We start from the raw sequence: 18,195 nt of genomic DNA, 5'->3' as shown, positions 1-18,195 counted from the left end.
CATCCCGTTGACTGCACTGCCGGTCCGAACCGGGCGCAGGCCGGTGCGGCCTCTAAGCTTGACCTGATCCCTCGAACGAAGGAGCGACACGTGATCGCCGACTCATTGGCTGCTGCGACCGAACGCATGACGAAGGCAGTGGAGGTGGCCAAGGACGACTTCTCCACCGTGCGCACCGGGCGAGCCAACCCGCAGCTCTTCCAGCGTCTGCTCGTGGATTACTACGGCACCCCGACGCCGCTCGCGCAGCTCGCCTCGCTGCAGAACCCCGAGGCGCGCACGATCGTGATCACGCCGTACGACAAGACGGCGCTGAAGGAGATCGAGAAGGCCATCGTCGCCGCACCGAACCTCGGCGCGACGCCGAACAACGACGGTCAGCTCATCAGGGTCACCATGCCCGAGCTCAACGAGGAGCGTCGCAAGGAGTACGTGAAGATCGTGCGCTCCAAGGCGGAGGATGCGCGAGTATCGGTCCGCAACATCCGCCGCAAGGGCAAGGACGAGCTCGACGCGCTCAAGTCCGAGGTCGGTGACGACGAGGTGGCGCGCGCCGAGAAGGAACTCGAGTCGATCACGAAGAAACACATCGATCAGATCGACGAGGCCCTGGTGCGCAAGGAAGCGGAACTCCTCGAGGTCTGACACGCCGATGACGCATCCGCCCGACGCTACTCCCGGTTCGCCGGATGACGGCGCCCCGCGCGGCCGACGATCGTCGCCGTTCGGGCGCCGCGTGCGTGACACGCGCGCGGATCTCGAACGCCAGATGCAGGCGACCAGGGCGCAGCTCGATGCCACGAACGAGAAGATCCAGCAGCGCACGGGACGCAACCTGATCTTCGCGATCCTGATCGGTCTCGTCGGCGGCGCTCTGTTGCTGGTGAGCCTGATCTTCATCAAAGAGCTCTTCATGGTGTTCGCAGCAGCAGTGGCGGGATCCGCAGGGTTCGAATTCGCCACGGCGCTGCGGATCGCGGGGCTGCGGGTTCCGCGCGTCGCCCTCACCGTGGTGGGTGTCGCGCTCGTTCCCGCTGCGTACTATCTGCACGCGCCGGGACTGTGGCTGGTCGCCCTCGGCGGAATCCTGGTGCTCTGGATCTGGCGGCTCGTCGAGCTGATCAGCCGGGCACAGCGAGTGGCGGGAGCCGCGCTGCTGCGCGACCTCGTGGCATCCGCTCTCGCGATCCTGTATGTGCCGTTCCTTGCGTGCTTCACCGTTGTTCTGGTCGCTCAGCCGAACGGTCAGTGGTGGACGCTCGCTGCTCTCATCCTCGTGGTCGCCGTCGACACGGGTGCGTACGCCGCCGGGCTGTCGTTCGGCAGGCATCCGATGGCGCCGACCATCAGCCCGAAGAAGACGTGGGAGGGTTTCGCCGGGGCGGCCATCGTGGCGCTCGTCACCGGTGTGATCCTCGCCGTCTTCATGCTCCACACGCCGTTCTGGTTCGGCCTCATCTTCGGCGCACTCCTTCTGCTCACGGCGACCATGGGCGACCTTGTGGAATCCCTGATCAAGAGGGATATCGGCATCAAGGACATGAGCTCGTGGCTGCCCGGCCACGGAGGGTTCCTCGACCGGCTGGACTCGATCCTGCCGTCGGTGGCACTGGCATACGTGCTCTACGTCGTCTTCGAGCCGCTCTTCCGCTGATCCGGTCGCGCCAGCGACCATGCTGCCGCCGGACCGGCGGCATCGAGAGACGCATCGATGATGCCGGCGGACGCCTCGACGCGACACGGCCGGCCGACCCCTGTGTACGGACTCATGGCAAGGCTTTGAGAGAATGCTCCCGTGGCGAATTTTCCGACCGTCAAGCGCAGCAAGCGCGGATACGACCCCGAGGAGGTCGACCGCTTCCTGCGGCTGGCCAGGCGCGCCTACGAGGGCGATCCCGACGTGCCGTTGACGGCGGAGGACATCCGTCGTACCGGCTTCGCGCTCCAGCGCGGCGGCTACGAGCCCGGTGTGGTCGACGGAGCGCTGGAGCGACTCGAGGATGCCTTCGCCTCCAGGGAGCGCGTACAGGCCAGGCAGGCGCTCGGGGACCGTCAGTGGCTGGACGACGCGCGCGGCACGGCGCAGGTCATCCTGAACCGTCTCGGACGGCCCGATGCGCAGAAGTTCCAGCACGCGAGCATCTTCACCATCGGATACAACAAGCGCGAGGTCGACCGGTTCGCCAAGCGTCTCGTCCGCTACTTCCGGGACGGCATGCCGATGTCGGTCGACGAGGTGCGCACGGTGGTCTTCCGGCAGCAGCGCAACGGCTATCGAGAGGCGCAGGTCGATCTGCTGCTGGACAGCGTCGTCGACGTGATGCTCGCCGTCCGGTGACCGGGAGCGAGCGCGGCCGGCACCTGAATCGGCAGTTCGGACGGAAGCAGGTTTCGACTTTGGCCGCAGGCCCTGACTTCGTTATCGTTGTGTGATCGTGGGCAGACGAGTACGACACCTGGCAGAGCCTCCGACACCGACCCGAAGCACGGTGCAGGCGTCTGTTCGACGACCCCGCCGCACGCGCCGCACTGCGCGACCGGTCGTTGTCGGTGTGGCATTCACCGCGGCCATCGGATTCTTCCTGGTGAACATCGTCGATCCGTACTCCGGCGCGACGGCGTCTCCTGATTTCGCGTCGGCCCGTTCCCGGTTCCTCGACCAGCCGGTGCAGAAGTTGGCTGTTTCGGGAAAGTACGCCGACGGGACCGTGAGCGCTGACACGTTCGGATCCAAGGCCGCACCGAAGGCAACGGTCACCACGAGCAGCTCGTCGGGATCGTCCGCACCCGCAGCGGGCACACCGGATCCTGGCAGCGCTCAGGCCTACGCCCAGGGTGTGCTGGCGTCGCAGGGGATGGGCGCCGATCAGTTCAACTGCCTCGTTGCGCTGTGGAATCGCGAGTCGCACTGGAACATCTACGCGTACAACTCCAGCACCGGGGCGTACGGCATCCCGCAGGCGCTGCCGGGCAGCAAGATGGCGTCGGCGGGAGCCGACTGGGCGACCAGCTTCGTGACTCAGGTCAACTGGGGTCTCGGCTACGTCGACGGGCGTTACGGCACCCCGTGCGGCGCGTGGTCGCACTCGGAGTCGACGGGCTGGTACTGATCCCTCGGCTTCGGCGGCCAGGCAGACCCTAGGCTGGTCGGATGGAGTACGCGCTGCTCATCATCGTGGGCATCCTCGTGCTCGTCGCGACCGCAGCCTTCTCGAAGCGGCTCGGCGTTGCGACGCCCATCCTGCTGGTCGTCATCGGCATCGTATACTCGCTCATCCCCGGGGCGCCGCACCTGGAGCTGAAGCCCGAGATCGTGCTCGACGTGCTCCTGCCGCTCCTGTTGTACGCCGCGGCGGTCCAGGTTCCCCTCGTGGACTTCCGACGCAATCTGGGCGGCATCACGATGCTCTCCGTCGTGCTGGTGGTGGTCTCCGCCGTCGTGATCGGCCTCGTTCTCTTCGCGCTCCTTCCGCAGTTGAACCTCGCGGCGGCGATCGCGCTGGGCGCGGTGGTGAGTCCGACAGACGCCGTCGCGGCGACCGCCGTGGCCAAACGCCTCGGACTGCCTGCGCGCGACGTCACGCTGCTCGAGGGCGAGAGCCTCGTCAACGACGCGACAGCGCTGGTGCTCCTGAAATCCGCGATCGCGGCGACCGCGGCATCCGTCAGCGTGTGGAGTGTCGCGGGAGACTTCGCCCGCTCCGTCATCGTGGCGGTGCTCGTCGGGCTCGTCGTGGGCTTCATCACGGTGTGGGTGCGTTCCAAGTTCTCCGAGCCGGTGCTCGACACGGTGGTGTCGTTCGTGGTGCCGTTCCTCGCCTTCATCCCCGCCGAGGCGCTCGGGGCTTCTGGAGCGTTGTCCGTGGTGGTGGCCGGTCTGTACTCGGGGCATCAGGCCGCACGGAAGTTCACGGCCAGAGCGCGGATCAGCGAACAGCTGAACTGGCGCGTGATCGCGTTCGTCATCGAGAACGGCGTGTTCCTGATCATGGGCGGGCAGCTCATGGGGCTCGTCGGCTCGGCGGTCAACCATCCCGAGATCGGATTGGCCGAGACCTTCGCACTGGGCCTGCTCGTGATGGTGCTCCTGCTGATCGTGCGCGGCGTGATCGTGACGCCCGTGCTGTTGCGCATCCGTCGTGCGGCGCGAAGGGCCGACGACAGCCGCGAATACCTGTCGGTCGTACGCGACCGCGTGCGGGAACTCACCAGACGGCACCATGACGAGCGCGCCAAGGAGCGGATGCGTCGCACGGAGCACAACATCGACCGGCGCGACGCCGACCTCGTCGACCTGCAGAAGAACCAAGTCGGCTGGCGGGACGGTGTGGTGCTCACCTGGGCGGGCATGAGAGGTGTCGTGACGCTGGCGGCCGCCCAGTCCCTTCCTCAGCACACTCCCTACCGCGAGCAGCTGATCCTCATCGCGTTCGTCGTGGCGATCCTGTCTCTCGTGCTGCAGGGCGGGACGTTGCCGTGGATCATCCGGATCACCGGCGTGCTCGGATCCGATGCGGCGGCGGACGCCCGGGAGCTCGCCTCTCTGCTGGACGAGCTGGCCGAGGCAGCCGATGAGGCGTTGGAGGATCCGAAGCTCGATCTGGAGAACGGAGCCGAACCGGATCCGGAAGTGATCGAACGGCTGCGCAAGGACATCGAGGTGATGGCGGAGTCCACATGGGAGCGCGCGGCCCTGCACGAGGGCAAGGCGGCGACGGGGCCGCACGCCCAGTACGGAATGCTCCTGCAGCTGGCACTCGACGCTGAGCGGGCAGCGCTTCTCGAGGCGCGATCGAAGGGAACGTACTCGTCGCGTGTGCTGGGACGGGCGCAGAGCCTGCTGGACCAGGAGGAAGCACGGCTCGAGCGCCGCGCGGACACGGAGTGACGGCACTCGCGTCGACCGCGACCGCGTTCGGCGATTCGTAGAATGGATGGATGCCGCGCAACAACCGACCGCGAGGCCGCGGCCGGGCTGCGGACGAGGAGCCGGACGACCTCAGCCGCATGCTCGCGGGATGGCGACGTACCGAGACGCGTCGGGGCCGCGAATGGAACGTGCAGCCGGTGTCGGCGGCATCGGCGATCAAGAGCTACACGTGTCCGGGATGCGGGGGAGTCGTGACGCCAGGGGTGGCGCACGTGGTGGTGTGGCGAGCGGATGGCGTGCTCGGGGACGCAGCGGATCTGGGTGCGCGCAGGCACTGGCACACGGCTTGCTGGCGGGTCGCCTGAGCGGAGCGAGCCCTGAGACGGTTGGAGTCCTGAACCTCAGAGCTCGTTCTGGCGCGGGATCACGACCTGCTTGATGATGAGCAGGATCGAGGCCGCGACCGGAATGGCGATCAGCGCGCCCAGGAGTCCAAGAAGCGAGCCTCCGGCGAGGGCCGCGATCACGACGACCGCTCCCGGAACCGACACGGCTCGGTTCATGATGCGCGGGCTCAGCACATATGCCTCTACCTGCATATAGATGACGTAGTAGATGGCGGCCACGAGCGCCGTGAGCGGCGACGCCAGGAGGAGCGAGAGAAGCACGATCACAATGGATCCGGTGAGCGTGCCGACCAGCGGGATCAGGGAGAAGACGAACGCGATGACGGCGAGCAGGATCGGGAAGGGGGCCCCGATGACCGTCAGGAAGATCGCGCTGAGGATGCCGTTGACGAGCGCCAGTGCGACTTGGCCCATGACGTACTTGCCGACCGAGTCGGTGATCTGCTCCGCGATGTCGGCGAAGCGCGCGCGCTTGCTGGCCGGTACGAGCTCGTACGCTGCGCGCTTGATGTTCGGCAGGGATGCGGTGAAGTAGATGGTGAGGATGAGCACGATCAGCACGCCGAAGAATCCGGAGACGATGCCGATGCCGACGGTGAGCAGGCCGGCACCGATGTCACCTGCGGAGTGCTGGATGTAGTTCCAGACATCCTGAAGGGTCTTGTCGAAGTCGACGGCAGGGAACTGCTTCTGCAGCCACGTGTACCAGTCCTGGTACGTGCCGTTCTGCACGAACTCGGAGATCTTCGCGACGAGACTCGACGCTTGCTTGACGATGATCGGGATGATCGCCCAGAGCAACAGACCGAGGAACACCAGCAGTGCGACAAGGACGATCAGGATCGCCGACCACCTTGGCAGCTTGCGCCGCTCGAGGAAGCCGATGATCGGCTCAAGTCCGAGGGCAAGGAAGAGGGCGGCGCCGATGTAGGTGAGGATCGTCGATAGCGAGACGATCGAGGTGAGGATGAGGATGCCGAGGCCGACGCCGAGGGTGCCGATCAATCCGACGCGGAAAGCGTTCTGGATCTTCACGTATGGCCCCCTCGGCGTCGCGGCGATCAGGCGGTCTCGGCGGAAACCTGCTCTGCCTGCTTCAGAACACCGCGCAGGCTTTCGAAGTAGCCCGCGACGGTTTCGCGCTCGATCCTAATCTGAGACAGTCGCTCTTCCGCGTCCGCCACGAGCAAGCGCGTGCGGTCGTCGGCCTCGTCGATGATCGCGCTGGCGCGCTCCTCAGCAGCACGGACGATGTCGCGAGCGGAGACCTCGGCCTCCTTGCGGGCGGCCTTGACCTCCTGGCGCATCTCCTTCTCGATAGCCTCGCCCTCCGAACGCACCTCGTTCGTGCGGCGCGTGACCTCGGTGAGTTCGGCGTTGGCGTCGTCCAGGTACTTCTGGGTCTGTGCGACGGCCTGCTGGTGACGGGCGAGGTGCTCCTTCTCGGACTCGTCGCGACGCGCCTTGAGCTCGACCTCGAGCTCCATACGGGCGCGCTCCGCCTCGTGCGTGAGGCGCTCAGACTCCGCTGCCACCTGCGAGCGGATGCCGGCCAGCTCGTCGTCCAGTTCCTTGCGAGCCTTCTCCGAGGCGCGCTGGAATGCCTTGCGCTCCTTCTCGGCCTCCGCCTCCGCGTCGGCCTTGCGCTGCTCGAGGTCGCGGGCCAGCGCCGTGCGAGCCTGCTCGATCTCGTTGGCCAGGTCGACGCGGGCCTGCTGCGTGTCCGCGGCGAGGTCGCGCTTGGTCTGCGCGATCTCGGCCTCGACGGCCGTCCGGTGGTCCGCGAGCTGAGCCTCGACGTCGGACCGGCGGGAGTCCAGTTCACGGGCGAGAGCTGCGCGCGTCTCCTCGACCTCACGGTTCAGACCCTCTGCATCCGCACGCGCCTGCGAGGCCTCGTTGGCTGCTGTCGCCTTGAGATCGGCGGCCTCGTGCTCGGCCTGGGCCTGGACGGCTGCGGCCTCGCGCTTCGCGGTGGCACGCAGCTCGGCGACCTCGGTGGCGACGGAGCTGCGCACGGCGGCGGCGATGCGCTCCGCCTCCTGGTTCGAGGTGTCGGCCTTCGCTTTGGCCTCGTTGACGAGCTCGTTCGCTTCGATGGTGGCGTCCTGCAGCATGGTGTCCGCCTGGCCGTGCGCCTCGTTGAGGATGCGCTGAGCCTGCTCCTCGGCGGTGCGGCGGGTCTTCTCGACCTCCGCGGCGACGCTGGCACGCAGCTTCTCCGCGTCGATGTCCGCCTGGGCGATCATTCGCGTTGACTGCTCTTCTGCCACGCGCAGCGTGTTCTCGAGCTTCGTTCCGAGGCCGGAGAACGTCGGGCTGCCGACCTCCTCGATCTCGGCGTTGAGCTCTTCGATGCGGGCAGTCAGACGCTTGATCTCTTTGCCGGCGTCGGCGCTCTGGCCGTTCGCCTGGATCAGTTCGCGACGAAGGTCCTGGAGGGCCTTGTCGACCTCGTCTTTGTCATATCCGCGGAAGACTTGAGTGAACTCTGTCTCTTCGGGGGCCACGGGCTTCTTCTCTCCGGGTGGTAACTGGGGTTGGCTGATAAGCGCGCGGAACTGCACCGGAGCGGGGGCTGGGCAGGCAGCGCAGAAGCGACGCGTCAGCGCGTCGGATCCATTCGAGTGTAGTCGGGCGCGGGGCCTCGTTGGTGGGCATCTCGCCGCGGATGCGACCCGGTGATCGAGGGAATGAGGGTGCGGCATCCGTGCTCCGTCGACACCGACCGGCCGTCCAGGTCCCTGGGAGGCGCCTCACAGGGCTGTTTCGGTATCGTTGGTTGCCAGCCGATCGTCGCCGTGCGCGGCGGTCGCCACCCGATCACCTGATTTCTCGGGCGCGAAGACGCCCGTCACGTCGTGCGCGACCGCACGAGACCCGTGGGACGTGACAGCGAAGGAGAGTTCGTGCGATTTCTGATCGCCATCCTGGCGTTCGTCGCCGCGGCCGTCTTGATCGGCCTGGGTATCGCCCAGCGGACCGTCTGGATCCCGCCTGCCAACATCGTGACCGCCACGGTCGTCAAGGGCGGTGCGCCGTTCACCGTGATCGACGGATCCGTGCTGCGCGCCAGAACCGGCCAGCAGACGCTCACCGTGTCGGGAAGCGCGAAGCCGTTCGTCGCCTACGGCCGCACGGCCGACGTGCTGGCCTGGATAGGTGACGAGAAGTACGCCAAGGTCTCGTACAACGCCGCGACGAACGAGTTGTCGTCCAAGGTGATCACGCCCAAGTCCGACAAGGGCGCTGGCGATGGCTCGTCGACGTCGACGGCCACCGCGACGCCGACTCCGACGGCTACCGACAGCGCAGCGACCGACGGCAGCACGTCCGACTCCAGCTCGGCGCACAAGGGCCCGAATCCTGCGGGATCCGACCTGTGGCTGGAAGAGTTCTCCGGCGACTCCGCCGCCATCACGAAGATGAACGTTCCGAGCACGGTGAGCGTGATCATCGCCAGCGACGGCACCAAGGCGGCCCCGGACCGCATCAGCCTGAACTGGCCGCTGGACAGCCGGACGCCGTGGGCGGGCCCGCTGATCGTCGGTGGGATCGTGGTGGCCGCGTTCGGCATCCTGATGTACATCTTGGCGATCCGGCACCTGCGCCGATCCCGCGGACCTCGTCGCGGCGGGGGCAAGCCGCCGAAGCTGCCGCGGGGCTCCAAGCCGCCGAAGCCCGGCAACTACAAGCCGACCCAGGAAGTGGAGACGCCCGTGCGCGGCAGGCGTTCGATCGGACGGGCATCCGTCGCCGTTCCCGTGGTGCTGGTCGGCGCGCTCGTGCTCGCCGGTTGCTCGTCCGACTACTGGCCTCAGTTCGGCGGCGACGCGACGGCCTCTTCGACGTCGACGCCGATCGCCACCGACCTGCCGGGCCAGGGCAAGGACACGCCCCCGCCGGCCGTCACCGCGCCGCAGCTCGACAACATCGTGAACGCGATCGCGAAGACCGCGAACAAGGCGGACGGCTCTCTGGATGCCACGCTCGCCGCCACGCGCTTCAGCGGTCCGGCCCTCGACGCGCGCACCGGTGACTACGCCCTTCGCTCGAAGAAGGCGGACGCCGCGGCACAGCAGGCCATCCCCAGCGACTCCGTCTCGCTCGCGCTTCCGCAGGCGACCGACAGCTGGCCGCGCGTCGTGAGCGCGGTGGTGCACGACCCGAAGAATTCCAAGGCCGCGCCGTTGGATCTGCTGCTCGTGCAGAAGTCGCCGCGCGACAACTACACGGTCGAGTACTCGATCGCCCTCGAGGCCGACGCCAATGTGCCCGACCTGCCGCCGGCGAACATCGGAACGTCCATCGTGCCGCCGGACTCGAAGCTTCTCCTCGTCTCGCCGAACCAGCTTGCGGTGGAGTACGGCGATGTGCTCAAGAACGGAGAGAAGAGCAAGTACTACGACCTCTTCGACTCGAAGTCGGACAAGCTCGCACCGCAGGTCGGCGCCGCCTACAAGGCCGCGCAGCAAGCGCAGCTGCCGAAGACAGCCTCGCTCGCCTTCACCGACTCCGCCGGCGCGGACGGTCCCATCGCCATGGCGACCAACAACTCGGGCGCCATCGTGGCCACCAGCCTCAACGAAGTGTCGACGCTGCAGCCCGTCGAGGCAGGCGCGACTGTGTCCTCGGGGAACCCCAACGTGCAGGCGCTCACGGGTGTGACGGACAGCACGAAGGGTCTCGAGACCACGTACGGCTACCAGCTACTGTTTTACGTGCCACCAGCCGGGTCGAAGGACAAGATCGTGATGCTCGGCTTCACGCAGGCACTTCTCGGTGCGAAGGAACTCGGATGACCAACACTCCTGACGCCGCGTCGCTTCGCGGTGCCGTCGACCTCTCAGCTCTCGCCAACCGCCAGGCCGCGCAGCAGCCCGGTGGCGATGCCGAAGCGCCGCCGCAGGCGCTGCCCGGCCTGATCTACGACGGCACGGACGAGAATTTCAGCCAATTCCTCGAGTTGTCCAACACGGTCCCTGTGATCGTTGACCTCTGGGCAGAGTGGTGCGGTCCGTGCAAGCAGCTCTCGCCGGCGCTGGAACGCGTGGTCACCGACTACGCGGGCCGGTTCGTGCTGGTCAAGGTCGACGTCGACGCCAATCCGCAGCTCAGCCAGGCGTTCCAGGCGCAGTCCATTCCGACCGTCGTCGCCCTGATCGGAGGACGTCCGGCACCGCTCTTCGTGGGCGCGATACCCGAGGCGCAGGTGCGCGAGGTGTTCGAGCAAGTGCTGCAGATCGCGGAGCAGAACGGCGTGACGGGCAGCGTCGCGGTGGACCCGTCAGCGGGTGCCGACGACGAGACGCCCGAGGCAGAGCCGGATCCGGAGCCGCTGCCTCCGCACCACCAGGAGGCGTACGACGCCATCGAGCAAGGCGACTACGACACGGCGATCGCCGAGTACCGCCTCGCGATCGCGCAGAACCCGAACGACGACCTCGCCGTCGCCGGACTCGCCCAGGTGGGTCTGCTGCAGAGGCTGTCGACCGCGGATGCCGCGCAGGTACGCGAGGCTGCGGCATCCGCTCCCTCCGACGTGGACGCCGCACTCGGCGTCGCCGACCTGGACCTCTCGGGCGGACACGTCGAGGACGCCTTCGCACGCCTTCTCGACGTCTTCGCTTCGGCCGACGCCGACGGGCGCAACGTGATCCGCACGCGACTGCTGGATTACTTCGAGATCGTCGGCGTGACGGATCCGCTGGTGATCAAGGCCCGCGGCCGGCTGGCGAGCCTCTTGTACTGATTCCACTGGTTGAGCCGGTGCACTCGACACCGTCGGTCGAGCTTGTCGAAAGAAGCCAGAGCGGAGGCTCGGCTTCGACAGGCTCAACCGCCGGTAGCGGTGCCGGTCAACGCTTGGGGCGGAGCCAGAGAGTGCCGAGCGGTGGGAGCGTGAGGACGGCGGACGCGGGGAGACCACCCCACGGGGCATCCGTCGCTGTCACCGTGCCGAGGTTGCCGACACCCGAGCCGCCGTAGTCGGCGGCGTCCGTGTTGAGGAGCTCTTCCCACTCGCCCGCGAACGGCATCGGCAGGCGGTATCCCTCGTGCGGGATGCCGGCGAAGTTCGCAACGCACACCAGCGGATCCGCGTCGCCCAGCCGCGCGAACGCGACGACGTTCGCCTGCGCGTCGCCGCCATCGAGCCATTGGAATCCGCGCGGGTCGTGGTCGTAGCGCCACAGTGCCGACTCGTCGCGATACACGGCGTTCAGGCGCGCCACGAGGTCCCAGAGACCGCGGTGCGCCGGCTGATCGAGGATCCACCAGTCCAGCCCGCGTTCTTCGCTCCACTCGGAGGGCTGGCCGAACTCCTGGCCCATGAATAGCAGCTGCTTGCCGGGGTGCGCCCACATGAACGCGAGGTACGCCCGCACGTTCGCCAGCTGCTGCCAGTGGTCGCCGGGCATCTTGGTCAGCAGGGATCCCTTGCCGTGCACCACCTCGTCGTGACTGATCGGCAGCAGGAAGTGCTCGCTGAACGCATAGACGAACGAGAAGGTGATCTCGCCGTGGTGGTACGAGCGATACATCGGATCCTCGTGCATGTACTGCAGCGAGTCGTGCATCCAGCCCATGTTCCACTTCAGGCCGAATCCCAGGCCGCCGAAGCTCGTGGGAGCGGTGACGCCCGGGTAGGCCGTCGACTCCTCGGCGATCATCACGATGCCCGGATTGCGCTTGTAGGCGGTCGCGGTCGCCTCCTGGAGGAAGGCGATCGCCTCGAGGTTCTCGCGGCCACCGTGCACGTTCGGCTCCCACTCGCCGTCGTTCCGCGAGTAGTCGAGGTACAGCATCGAGGCGACCGCGTCGACGCGGAGCCCGTCGACGTGGAACTCCTCTAGCCAGTAGAGGGCGTTCGCCACCAGGAAATTGCGCACCTCGGAGCGGCCGAAGTCGAAGACGTACGTGCCCCAGTCCTTCTGCTCGCCGCGACGGGGATCCGCGTGCTCGTACAGCGCCTCGCCGTCGAATCGTGCGAGAGCCCAGTCGTCCTTGGGGAAATGGCCGGGCACCCAGTCGATCAGCACGCCGATGCCCGCCTGGTGCAGGCGATCGATGAGGTGGCGCAGATCATCGGGGTGACCGAAACGGCTGGTCGGCGCGTAGTAGCCGGTGACCTGGTAGCCCCATGATCCGCCGAACGGATGCTCCGACAGCGGCAGGAATTCCACGTGGGTGTATCCGAGGGGAACGAGGTAGTCGATGAGGATGTCGGCCGCCTCGCGATATCCGAGCCCGGGCCGCCAGGATCCGAGGTGCAGCTCGTACACGCTCATCGGACCGGAGTGCGGATCCGTCGAGGCGCGAGCGCGCATCCACTCGCCGTCGCCCCACTCGTGCGACGACGTGCCGACGACGGATCCGGTCGCCGGAGGGACCTCGGTGAAGCGGGCCATCGGATCCGCCTTCATGTGCCAGGTGCCGTCCTTGCCGCGCAGCTCGAACTTGTACACTGCACCGGGCTCGATCCCCGGCAGGAACAGCTCCCACACGCCGCTCGCACCCATCGAGCGCATCGCGGTGCCGACACCGTTCCAGTCGTCGAACTCACCCACCACGCGCACCGCAGTGGCGTTGGGCGCCCAGACGGTGAACGCCGTTCCGAGGACCTCGTCGTGCCGGCGGTGGTGTGCGCCGAGCGCATCCCAGAGCCGTTCGTGGCGACCCTCGCGAATGAGGTGGAGGTCGAGCTCGCCGATCGTCGGCGTGAAGCGGTACGGATCGTCGGCGGTCCAGACCGACCCGTCGTCGTAGCGCGCCTCGATCAGATACGGCCCCGGTCCCAGCACGCTGATGCCCTGCCAGATCCCCTCGCTGACGTGTCCGAGAGCGACCCGCGCACCGGTGGACAACACGGCGGTGACGGCGCTCGCGAGCGGGCGCAGCGCACGGATGACCGTGACGCGGTCCGCGACGCCGGGTGCGGCCACCAGGTGCTGACCGAGCACGGAATGCGGGTCGTGGTAGCTGCCCTCCGCGACGGCGGCGAGAACGGATCCGTCGAGCTCGACCGATCCGATCGCAGCCGTGCCGTCGGCGTGCTGGACGGCGTTCGACCGGTGCGAATCGGCTCGATCCGAACGCAGGGACTCGCGCACGGGAGAACGGGGAACGTCGGTGTTCTCGGACATCAGACCGCCTTCACGCTGAGGATGTGGACCGGCTCGTGGAAGGCATCCAGGCGCACATAGTTCACGGCGCCCCACGTCCACGTCTGGCCGGTGATGGCATCGGACACGTCGAACGTGGCGCCGATCGGTACGCCGATGGCCGCGAGGTCGAGGTGCACGAGAGTCTCGCGCACAGAGTGCGGATCGACATTCGCGACCACGATGACGGTGTCGGCACGACGGGTGCCGGTGAACTCGGCGGCCAGGTGCTTGGAGAAGACGAGCACGGAGTCGTCCTCGCTGGAGTGCACGTGCAGATTGCGCAGCTGCCGTAGCGCCGGATGCTGGCGCCTCACCTCGTTCAGCATCGTCAGGTACGGAGCCAGCGACTCGTTCCGGGCTTCGGCGCCCGCGTAGTCGCGTGGCCGGTACTCGTACTTCTCGTTGTCGATGTACTCCTCGGCGCCACTCCTGGCCACTGACTCGAACAGTTCGAACCCGGAGTACACGCCCCACAGCGGAGCGCCGGTCGCCGCGATCGCAGCACGGATCTTGAACGCCGGATGCCCGCCGAACTGCAGGTACTCGGTGAGGATGTCCGGAGTGTTGACGAACAGGTTGGGGCGCAGGAACGCGTCCGTCTCGTGTGCGACGGAGTCGAGGAACTCCTCGAGCTCCTCTTTCGTGTTGCGCCAGGTGAAGTAGGAGTAGGACTGCTGGAATCCGGCCTTGGCGAGCGTCTGCATCACGGCCGGTCTGGTGAACGCCTCAGCGAGGAACACGACCTCGGGATGCTGTTGCCGCACCGTGTGGATGAGCCACTCCCAGAAGTCGAGCGGCTTCGTGTGCGGGTTGTCGACCCTGAACGTCGTGATGCCTGCTGCGATCCAGAGCTCGATGAGGCGCAACGCCTCGGTGCGGATCCCTTCGGGATCGTTGTCGAAGTTGATCGGGTAGATGTCCTGGTACTTCTTCGGCGGATTCTCCGCATACGCGATCGAGCCGTCCGGCAGCGTCGTGAACCATTCAGGATGCTCCTGAACCCATGGATGGTCGGGGGAGGCCTGCAGAGCGAAGTCCATCGCGACCTCGAGCCCCAGCTGGTTCGCCTTGCGGACGAAGCGGGTGAACTCGCCGCGATCGCCGAGCTCGGGATGCAGCGCGTCGTGTCCGCCCGCCGCGCCGCCGATCGCCCACGGGGATCCCGGATCGCCAGGCTCGGGCGCGAGCGTGTTGTTGCGCCCCTTGCGGTACGCCTCACCGATCGGATGCACCGGCGGCAGGTAGACGACATCGAATCCCATCTGTGCGACGGCGGGGAGCCGCTTCGCGGCCGACCGGAACGTGCCCGACTTCCAGGTGCCGTCCGCGAGCCGCTTGGCGCCTTCCGAACGCGGGAAGAACTCGTACCACGACGCCACGCCCGCCCGCGTCCGTTCGACCTCCAGCCGGTGATCGGCGCTGCGGGTGACGAGCGAGACGATGGGACGCGCCGTGAGGATGCCGGTCACCCGGTCGGTGCCCGTCGCGGCGAGACGGACGGCCAGCTCGGCATCCGTGTCGGTGATGGTCTTCAGCAGGTCGCGCAGCACCTGCCGGTCGGATGGCGACCGACGGGATCGCTGAGCCCGCTCCAGCAGTTCGGCCCCCTCGGCGAAGACGAGCTCGACGTCCTGCCCGATGGGCACCTTGACCCGGGCCGCGTGCAGCCACGTCGCCCAGTCGTTGGCCCACGCCGCGATGCGGAAGGTCCACATTCCCGGCTCGTCGAGTCGTGCGAGCGCGTGCCAGCGGTCGAAGCCGGGCGTGCCGGGCTTCATCCGGCGGATGTGCGCCGCACCGGACGGCGCTTTCAGCTCCAAATCGACGCCGATGAGTCCGTGTCCCTCGCGGAACGCCACGGCGGAAAAGGGCACGACCTCCCCGTCGAACGCCTTGGCCGGCCATGCGCCGCCGTCGACGACGGGGGTCACCTCGAGGATGGGGATGCGGCCGAGCACCGTTCGGTACGACTCGGTGAGGGATCCGGAATCGACCGCTGCGGCGGCGTGGTTGCCGCGGCGGCGCGGGGATGGAGACGTCGAGGTCGGCACCCTCCGACCGTAGCGCGCGCAACCCATCCCGCACAGCGACGGGCGCGTCCGTGTGCGAACGCGACGCGAACGTGGTGTGTCCGGGCATTCATGTGCCCGAAACCTCCCGCGGGTAGGGTGGCGCAGGTGAAGGCCATCCGTCGATTCACCGTCCGTGCGGTCATCCCGGAATCCCTGCAAGCGCTCGACGAGCTCTCGTCGAACCTGCGCTGGTCGTGGCACGAACCGACCAGGGAGCTGTTCCGGCACATCTCCGAGAGCCTGTGGCGCAGCACGAACCACGATCCGATCGCGCTGCTCGGCGCCGTCAGCCCCGAGAGGCTCGCCGAGCTCGCCGATGACGAGGGCTTCGTCGGCTGGGCAGGCAGCCTGCGCGACGACCTGCGCAGGTACGTCGAGGAGCCGCGCTGGTACCAGACCCTCGAGGGGGCTCCGCAGGCGATCGCGTACTTCTCGCCCGAGTTCGGGATCGCCGCGGCGCTTCCGCAGTACTCGGGCGGCCTGGGCATCCTCGCGGGCGACCACCTCAAGAGCGCGTCGGATCTCGGCCTGCCGCTGACCGGCGTCGGGCTGTTCTACCGCTCCGGATACTTCGCCCAGTCGCTCACGTCAGACGGCTGGCAGCAGGAGAGCTATCCCGTCTTCGATCCGGACGGGATGCCGCTCTCGGTCCTCAGGCATCCGGATGGGACAGCAGCCCTCGTCGCCCTCGCGATGCCGGACGGACGCACGCTGAGCGCACGTGTCTGGACCACGATGGTGGGACGTGTGCGACTGCTCCTTCTGGACACGAACATCCCGGACAACGACGAGGACCTTCGCGGTGTCACCGACCGCCTCTACGGCGGCGGGGGAGAGCACCGCCTGCTGCAGGAGCTGCTGCTGGGCATCGGCGGCGTTCGAGCGTTGCGACTGGTCGGAGCGCTTCTGGGCGGTCCGGCCCCGACCGTGTTCCACACGAACGAAGGCCACGCCGGGTTCCAGGGGCTGGAGCGCATAGCGGAGCTCATCAGCGACGGGCTGACGTACCCGCAGGCGATGGAGGCTGTTCGCGCCGGCACGGTGTTCACCACGCACACACCGGTGGCGGCCGGGATCGACCGGTTCGAGGAATCCCTCGTCGACCGCTACTTCGAACAGCGCGAACTCGTGCCGGGCGTCAGCGTCGAAGACGTGATGCAGCTCGGTGCGGAGGACTACGAGGGCGGAACGCCCGGCGTGTTCAACATGGCCGTGATGGGGCTGCGCCTGGCGCAGAGGGCGAACGGCGTCTCCAAGCTGCACGGCAACGTTTCCAGGCACATCTTCGCCGGGCTGTGGCCTGGATTCGACTTCGACGACGTGCCGATCGGCTCGGTCACGAACGGCGTGCACGCACCGACCTGGACGGATCCGCTGCTGCTCGAGCTCGCGCGCAACACGCTCGGCACCTCGGACACGACTCATGCCGACTGGCTGTCGCCATCGCTCTCCGACGGGGACCTCTGGCAGGTCCGCCATCGCCTGCGGGAGAACCTGGTCGAGGATGCCCGTGCTCGCATCGCTGCGGCCTGGAGGCGGCGCAGCCCCACCGCGATCACGCCGTCGTGGCTGTCATCCGTGCTCGACCCGGATGTGCTGACCATCGGCTTCGCGCGGCGCGTGGCGACGTACAAGCGGCTCACGCTCATGCTGCACGACAAGGAACGACTGAAGCGGATCCTGAACGATCCCGAGCGGCCGGTGCAGTTGGTCATCGCAGGCAAGGCGCATCCCGCAGACGACGGAGGCAAGCGGCTCATCCAGGAGCTCGTCGAGTTCGCGGCCCAGCCCGACGTGCGCGCCCGGCTGGTGTTCCTGCCGGACTACGACATCACTATGGCGCAGACCCTGTATCCCGGGTGCGACATCTGGCTGAACAACCCGCTGCGCCCGCTGGAGGCGTGCGGGACCAGCGGCATGAAGGCTGCCCTGAACGGATCGCTGAACCTGTCGATCCTCGACGGCTGGTGGGCCGAGTACTTCGACGGTGACAACGGCTGGGCGATCCCCTCCGCGGACGCCGCCGGTGACGCCGGAGAACGAGACGCTCTGGAGGCGAACGCACTCTACGACCTCATCGAGCACCAGGTCGCTCCACGGTTCTACGACCGCGACGAGAACGGGGTTCCGGGACGCTGGCTCGAGCAGGTGAGGCACAGCCTGAAGACGCTGTCGCCCGAGCTGAGCGCGGACCGCATGGTGCGCCAGTACGTCGAGGATCTCTACGTTCCGGCCTGCCGCGAATCCGCGAGCCTCACCGCCAACCGGTTCTCCGGGGCGAAGGACTTCGCAGCATGGAAGGCGCGCGTGACGGCGGCTTGGCCGGACGTCGCGGTCGTGCATGTGGAGTCCGGCGGCATGGATGCCGTACCGCAGGTCGGCGACCAGCTTCGGTTGCGCGCTCACGTCGCACTCGGCGGGCTGTCCGCGTCCGACGTCACCGTCGAGGTCGTCTACGGACATACGGGGGCGGATGACGAGCTCGTCACGCCGCAGCGTGCAGGGCTGGAGCCCCGCGACTGCGGGTCGGGCGGCACTGCCGCGTTCGAGGGGGTCGTTCCCCTTGATCGATCAGGTGCGTTCGGTTACACGGTCCGCGTCGTGCCGAGCAACTCCGCGATGGCGAGCCCGGCCGAGCTCGGGTTGGTCGCCTCCGCGCACTGACGGGTCCGGCATGCGAC

At 67.7% G+C, this 18,195-nt stretch carries 13 protein-coding genes; 9 read left to right on the top strand and 4 right to left on the bottom strand.

What is annotated here, in order from left to right:
* Positions 1-90: 90 nt before the first annotated feature.
* From frr to HII28_RS03475, 6 genes are all read left to right on the top strand, one after another.
* The gene (gene frr / locus HII28_RS03500) at positions 91-645 is read left to right on the top strand and encodes a ribosome recycling factor (protein WP_170024138.1); all 555 of its coding nucleotides are present in this window, start codon (positions 91-93) and stop codon (positions 643-645) included.
* A gap of 91 nt (positions 646-736) precedes the next feature.
* Positions 737-1,654: a phosphatidate cytidylyltransferase gene (locus tag HII28_RS03495; RefSeq protein ID WP_346769167.1), complete on the top strand. Its 918-nt coding sequence runs from the start codon at positions 737-739 to the stop codon at positions 1,652-1,654.
* A 141-nt stretch (positions 1,655-1,795) separates the two neighbouring features.
* Complete coding sequence (locus HII28_RS03490) at positions 1,796-2,338, top strand: DivIVA domain-containing protein (protein WP_170024136.1); 543 nt, start codon at positions 1,796-1,798, stop codon at positions 2,336-2,338.
* Positions 2,339-2,552: 214 nt separating this feature from the next.
* On the top strand, positions 2,553-3,110 hold the full coding sequence (locus HII28_RS20045; RefSeq protein ID WP_346769166.1) for a lytic transglycosylase domain-containing protein: 558 nt from the start codon (positions 2,553-2,555) through the stop codon (positions 3,108-3,110).
* A 41-nt stretch (positions 3,111-3,151) separates the two neighbouring features.
* On the top strand, positions 3,152-4,888 hold the full coding sequence (locus HII28_RS03480; protein WP_170024135.1) for a cation:proton antiporter: 1,737 nt from the start codon (positions 3,152-3,154) through the stop codon (positions 4,886-4,888).
* Between the two features lie 50 nt (positions 4,889-4,938).
* Entirely contained in the window at positions 4,939-5,235 is a 297-nt protein-coding gene (locus tag HII28_RS03475) for a hypothetical protein (protein WP_170024134.1), read from the top strand.
* Positions 5,236-5,271: 36 nt separating this feature from the next.
* On the opposite strand, the gene HII28_RS03470 is transcribed toward HII28_RS03475, so the two are convergent.
* Positions 5,272-6,312, bottom strand: coding sequence for an AI-2E family transporter (locus HII28_RS03470; protein WP_170024133.1), 1,041 nt, complete (start codon positions 6,310-6,312; stop codon positions 5,272-5,274).
* A 26-nt stretch (positions 6,313-6,338) separates the two neighbouring features.
* Positions 6,339-7,787, bottom strand: coding sequence for a DivIVA domain-containing protein (locus HII28_RS03465; protein ID WP_170024132.1), 1,449 nt, complete (start codon positions 7,785-7,787; stop codon positions 6,339-6,341).
* A 399-nt stretch (positions 7,788-8,186) separates the two neighbouring features.
* Here HII28_RS03465 and HII28_RS03460 point away from each other — a divergent pair, with 399 nt between their 5' ends.
* Entirely contained in the window at positions 8,187-10,079 is a 1,893-nt protein-coding gene (locus HII28_RS03460; RefSeq protein WP_170024131.1) for a hypothetical protein, read from the top strand.
* Positions 10,076-11,029 (top strand): tetratricopeptide repeat protein, encoded by a 954-nt coding sequence (locus HII28_RS03455; RefSeq protein ID WP_170024130.1) that lies wholly within the window; start codon positions 10,076-10,078, stop codon positions 11,027-11,029. The genes HII28_RS03460 and HII28_RS03455 overlap by 4 nt, the downstream gene beginning before the upstream one ends.
* A 106-nt stretch (positions 11,030-11,135) precedes the next feature.
* Here HII28_RS03455 and glgB read toward each other — a convergent pair whose 3' ends face one another.
* Both glgB and HII28_RS03445 read right to left on the bottom strand, forming a co-directional pair.
* Entirely contained in the window at positions 11,136-13,421 is a 2,286-nt protein-coding gene (gene glgB / locus HII28_RS03450; protein ID WP_170024129.1) for a 1,4-alpha-glucan branching protein GlgB, read from the bottom strand.
* Positions 13,421-15,388, bottom strand: coding sequence for an alpha-1,4-glucan--maltose-1-phosphate maltosyltransferase (locus tag HII28_RS03445; RefSeq protein ID WP_346769316.1), 1,968 nt, complete (start codon positions 15,386-15,388; stop codon positions 13,421-13,423). Before HII28_RS03445 ends, glgB begins: the two co-directional genes overlap by 1 nt.
* Positions 15,389-15,619: 231 nt before the next feature.
* On the opposite strand from HII28_RS03445, the gene glgP reads away from it, so the two are divergent.
* Positions 15,620-18,178, top strand: a complete 2,559-nt coding sequence (glgP, locus tag HII28_RS03440) for an alpha-glucan family phosphorylase (protein ID WP_170024127.1) — start codon at positions 15,620-15,622, stop codon at positions 18,176-18,178.
* The last annotated feature ends 17 nt before the right edge of the window (positions 18,179-18,195 follow it).

The organism is Planctomonas sp. JC2975 (assembly GCF_012985205.1).
Taxonomy (GTDB): domain Bacteria; phylum Actinomycetota; class Actinomycetes; order Actinomycetales; family Microbacteriaceae; genus Humibacter.
Note: the sequence above shows the minus strand (reverse complement) of the source record. Positions and strands in the feature narration are given on the sequence as shown.

What these genes read in the sequence shown, in the direction of transcription:
- HII28_RS03475 (WP_170024134.1), top strand. Translation starts at nt 4,939, where the DNA reads ATGCCGCGCAACAACCGACCGCGAGGCCGCGGCCGGGCTGCGGACGAG.
- HII28_RS03455 (WP_170024130.1), top strand. Translation starts at nt 10,076, where the DNA reads ATGACCAACACTCCTGACGCCGCGTCGCTTCGCGGTGCCGTCGACCTC.
- HII28_RS03480 (WP_170024135.1), top strand. Translation starts at nt 3,152, where the DNA reads ATGGAGTACGCGCTGCTCATCATCGTGGGCATCCTCGTGCTCGTCGCG.
- glgB (WP_170024129.1), bottom strand. Translation starts at nt 13,421, where the DNA reads ATGTCCGAGAACACCGACGTTCCCCGTTCTCCCGTGCGCGAGTCCCTG.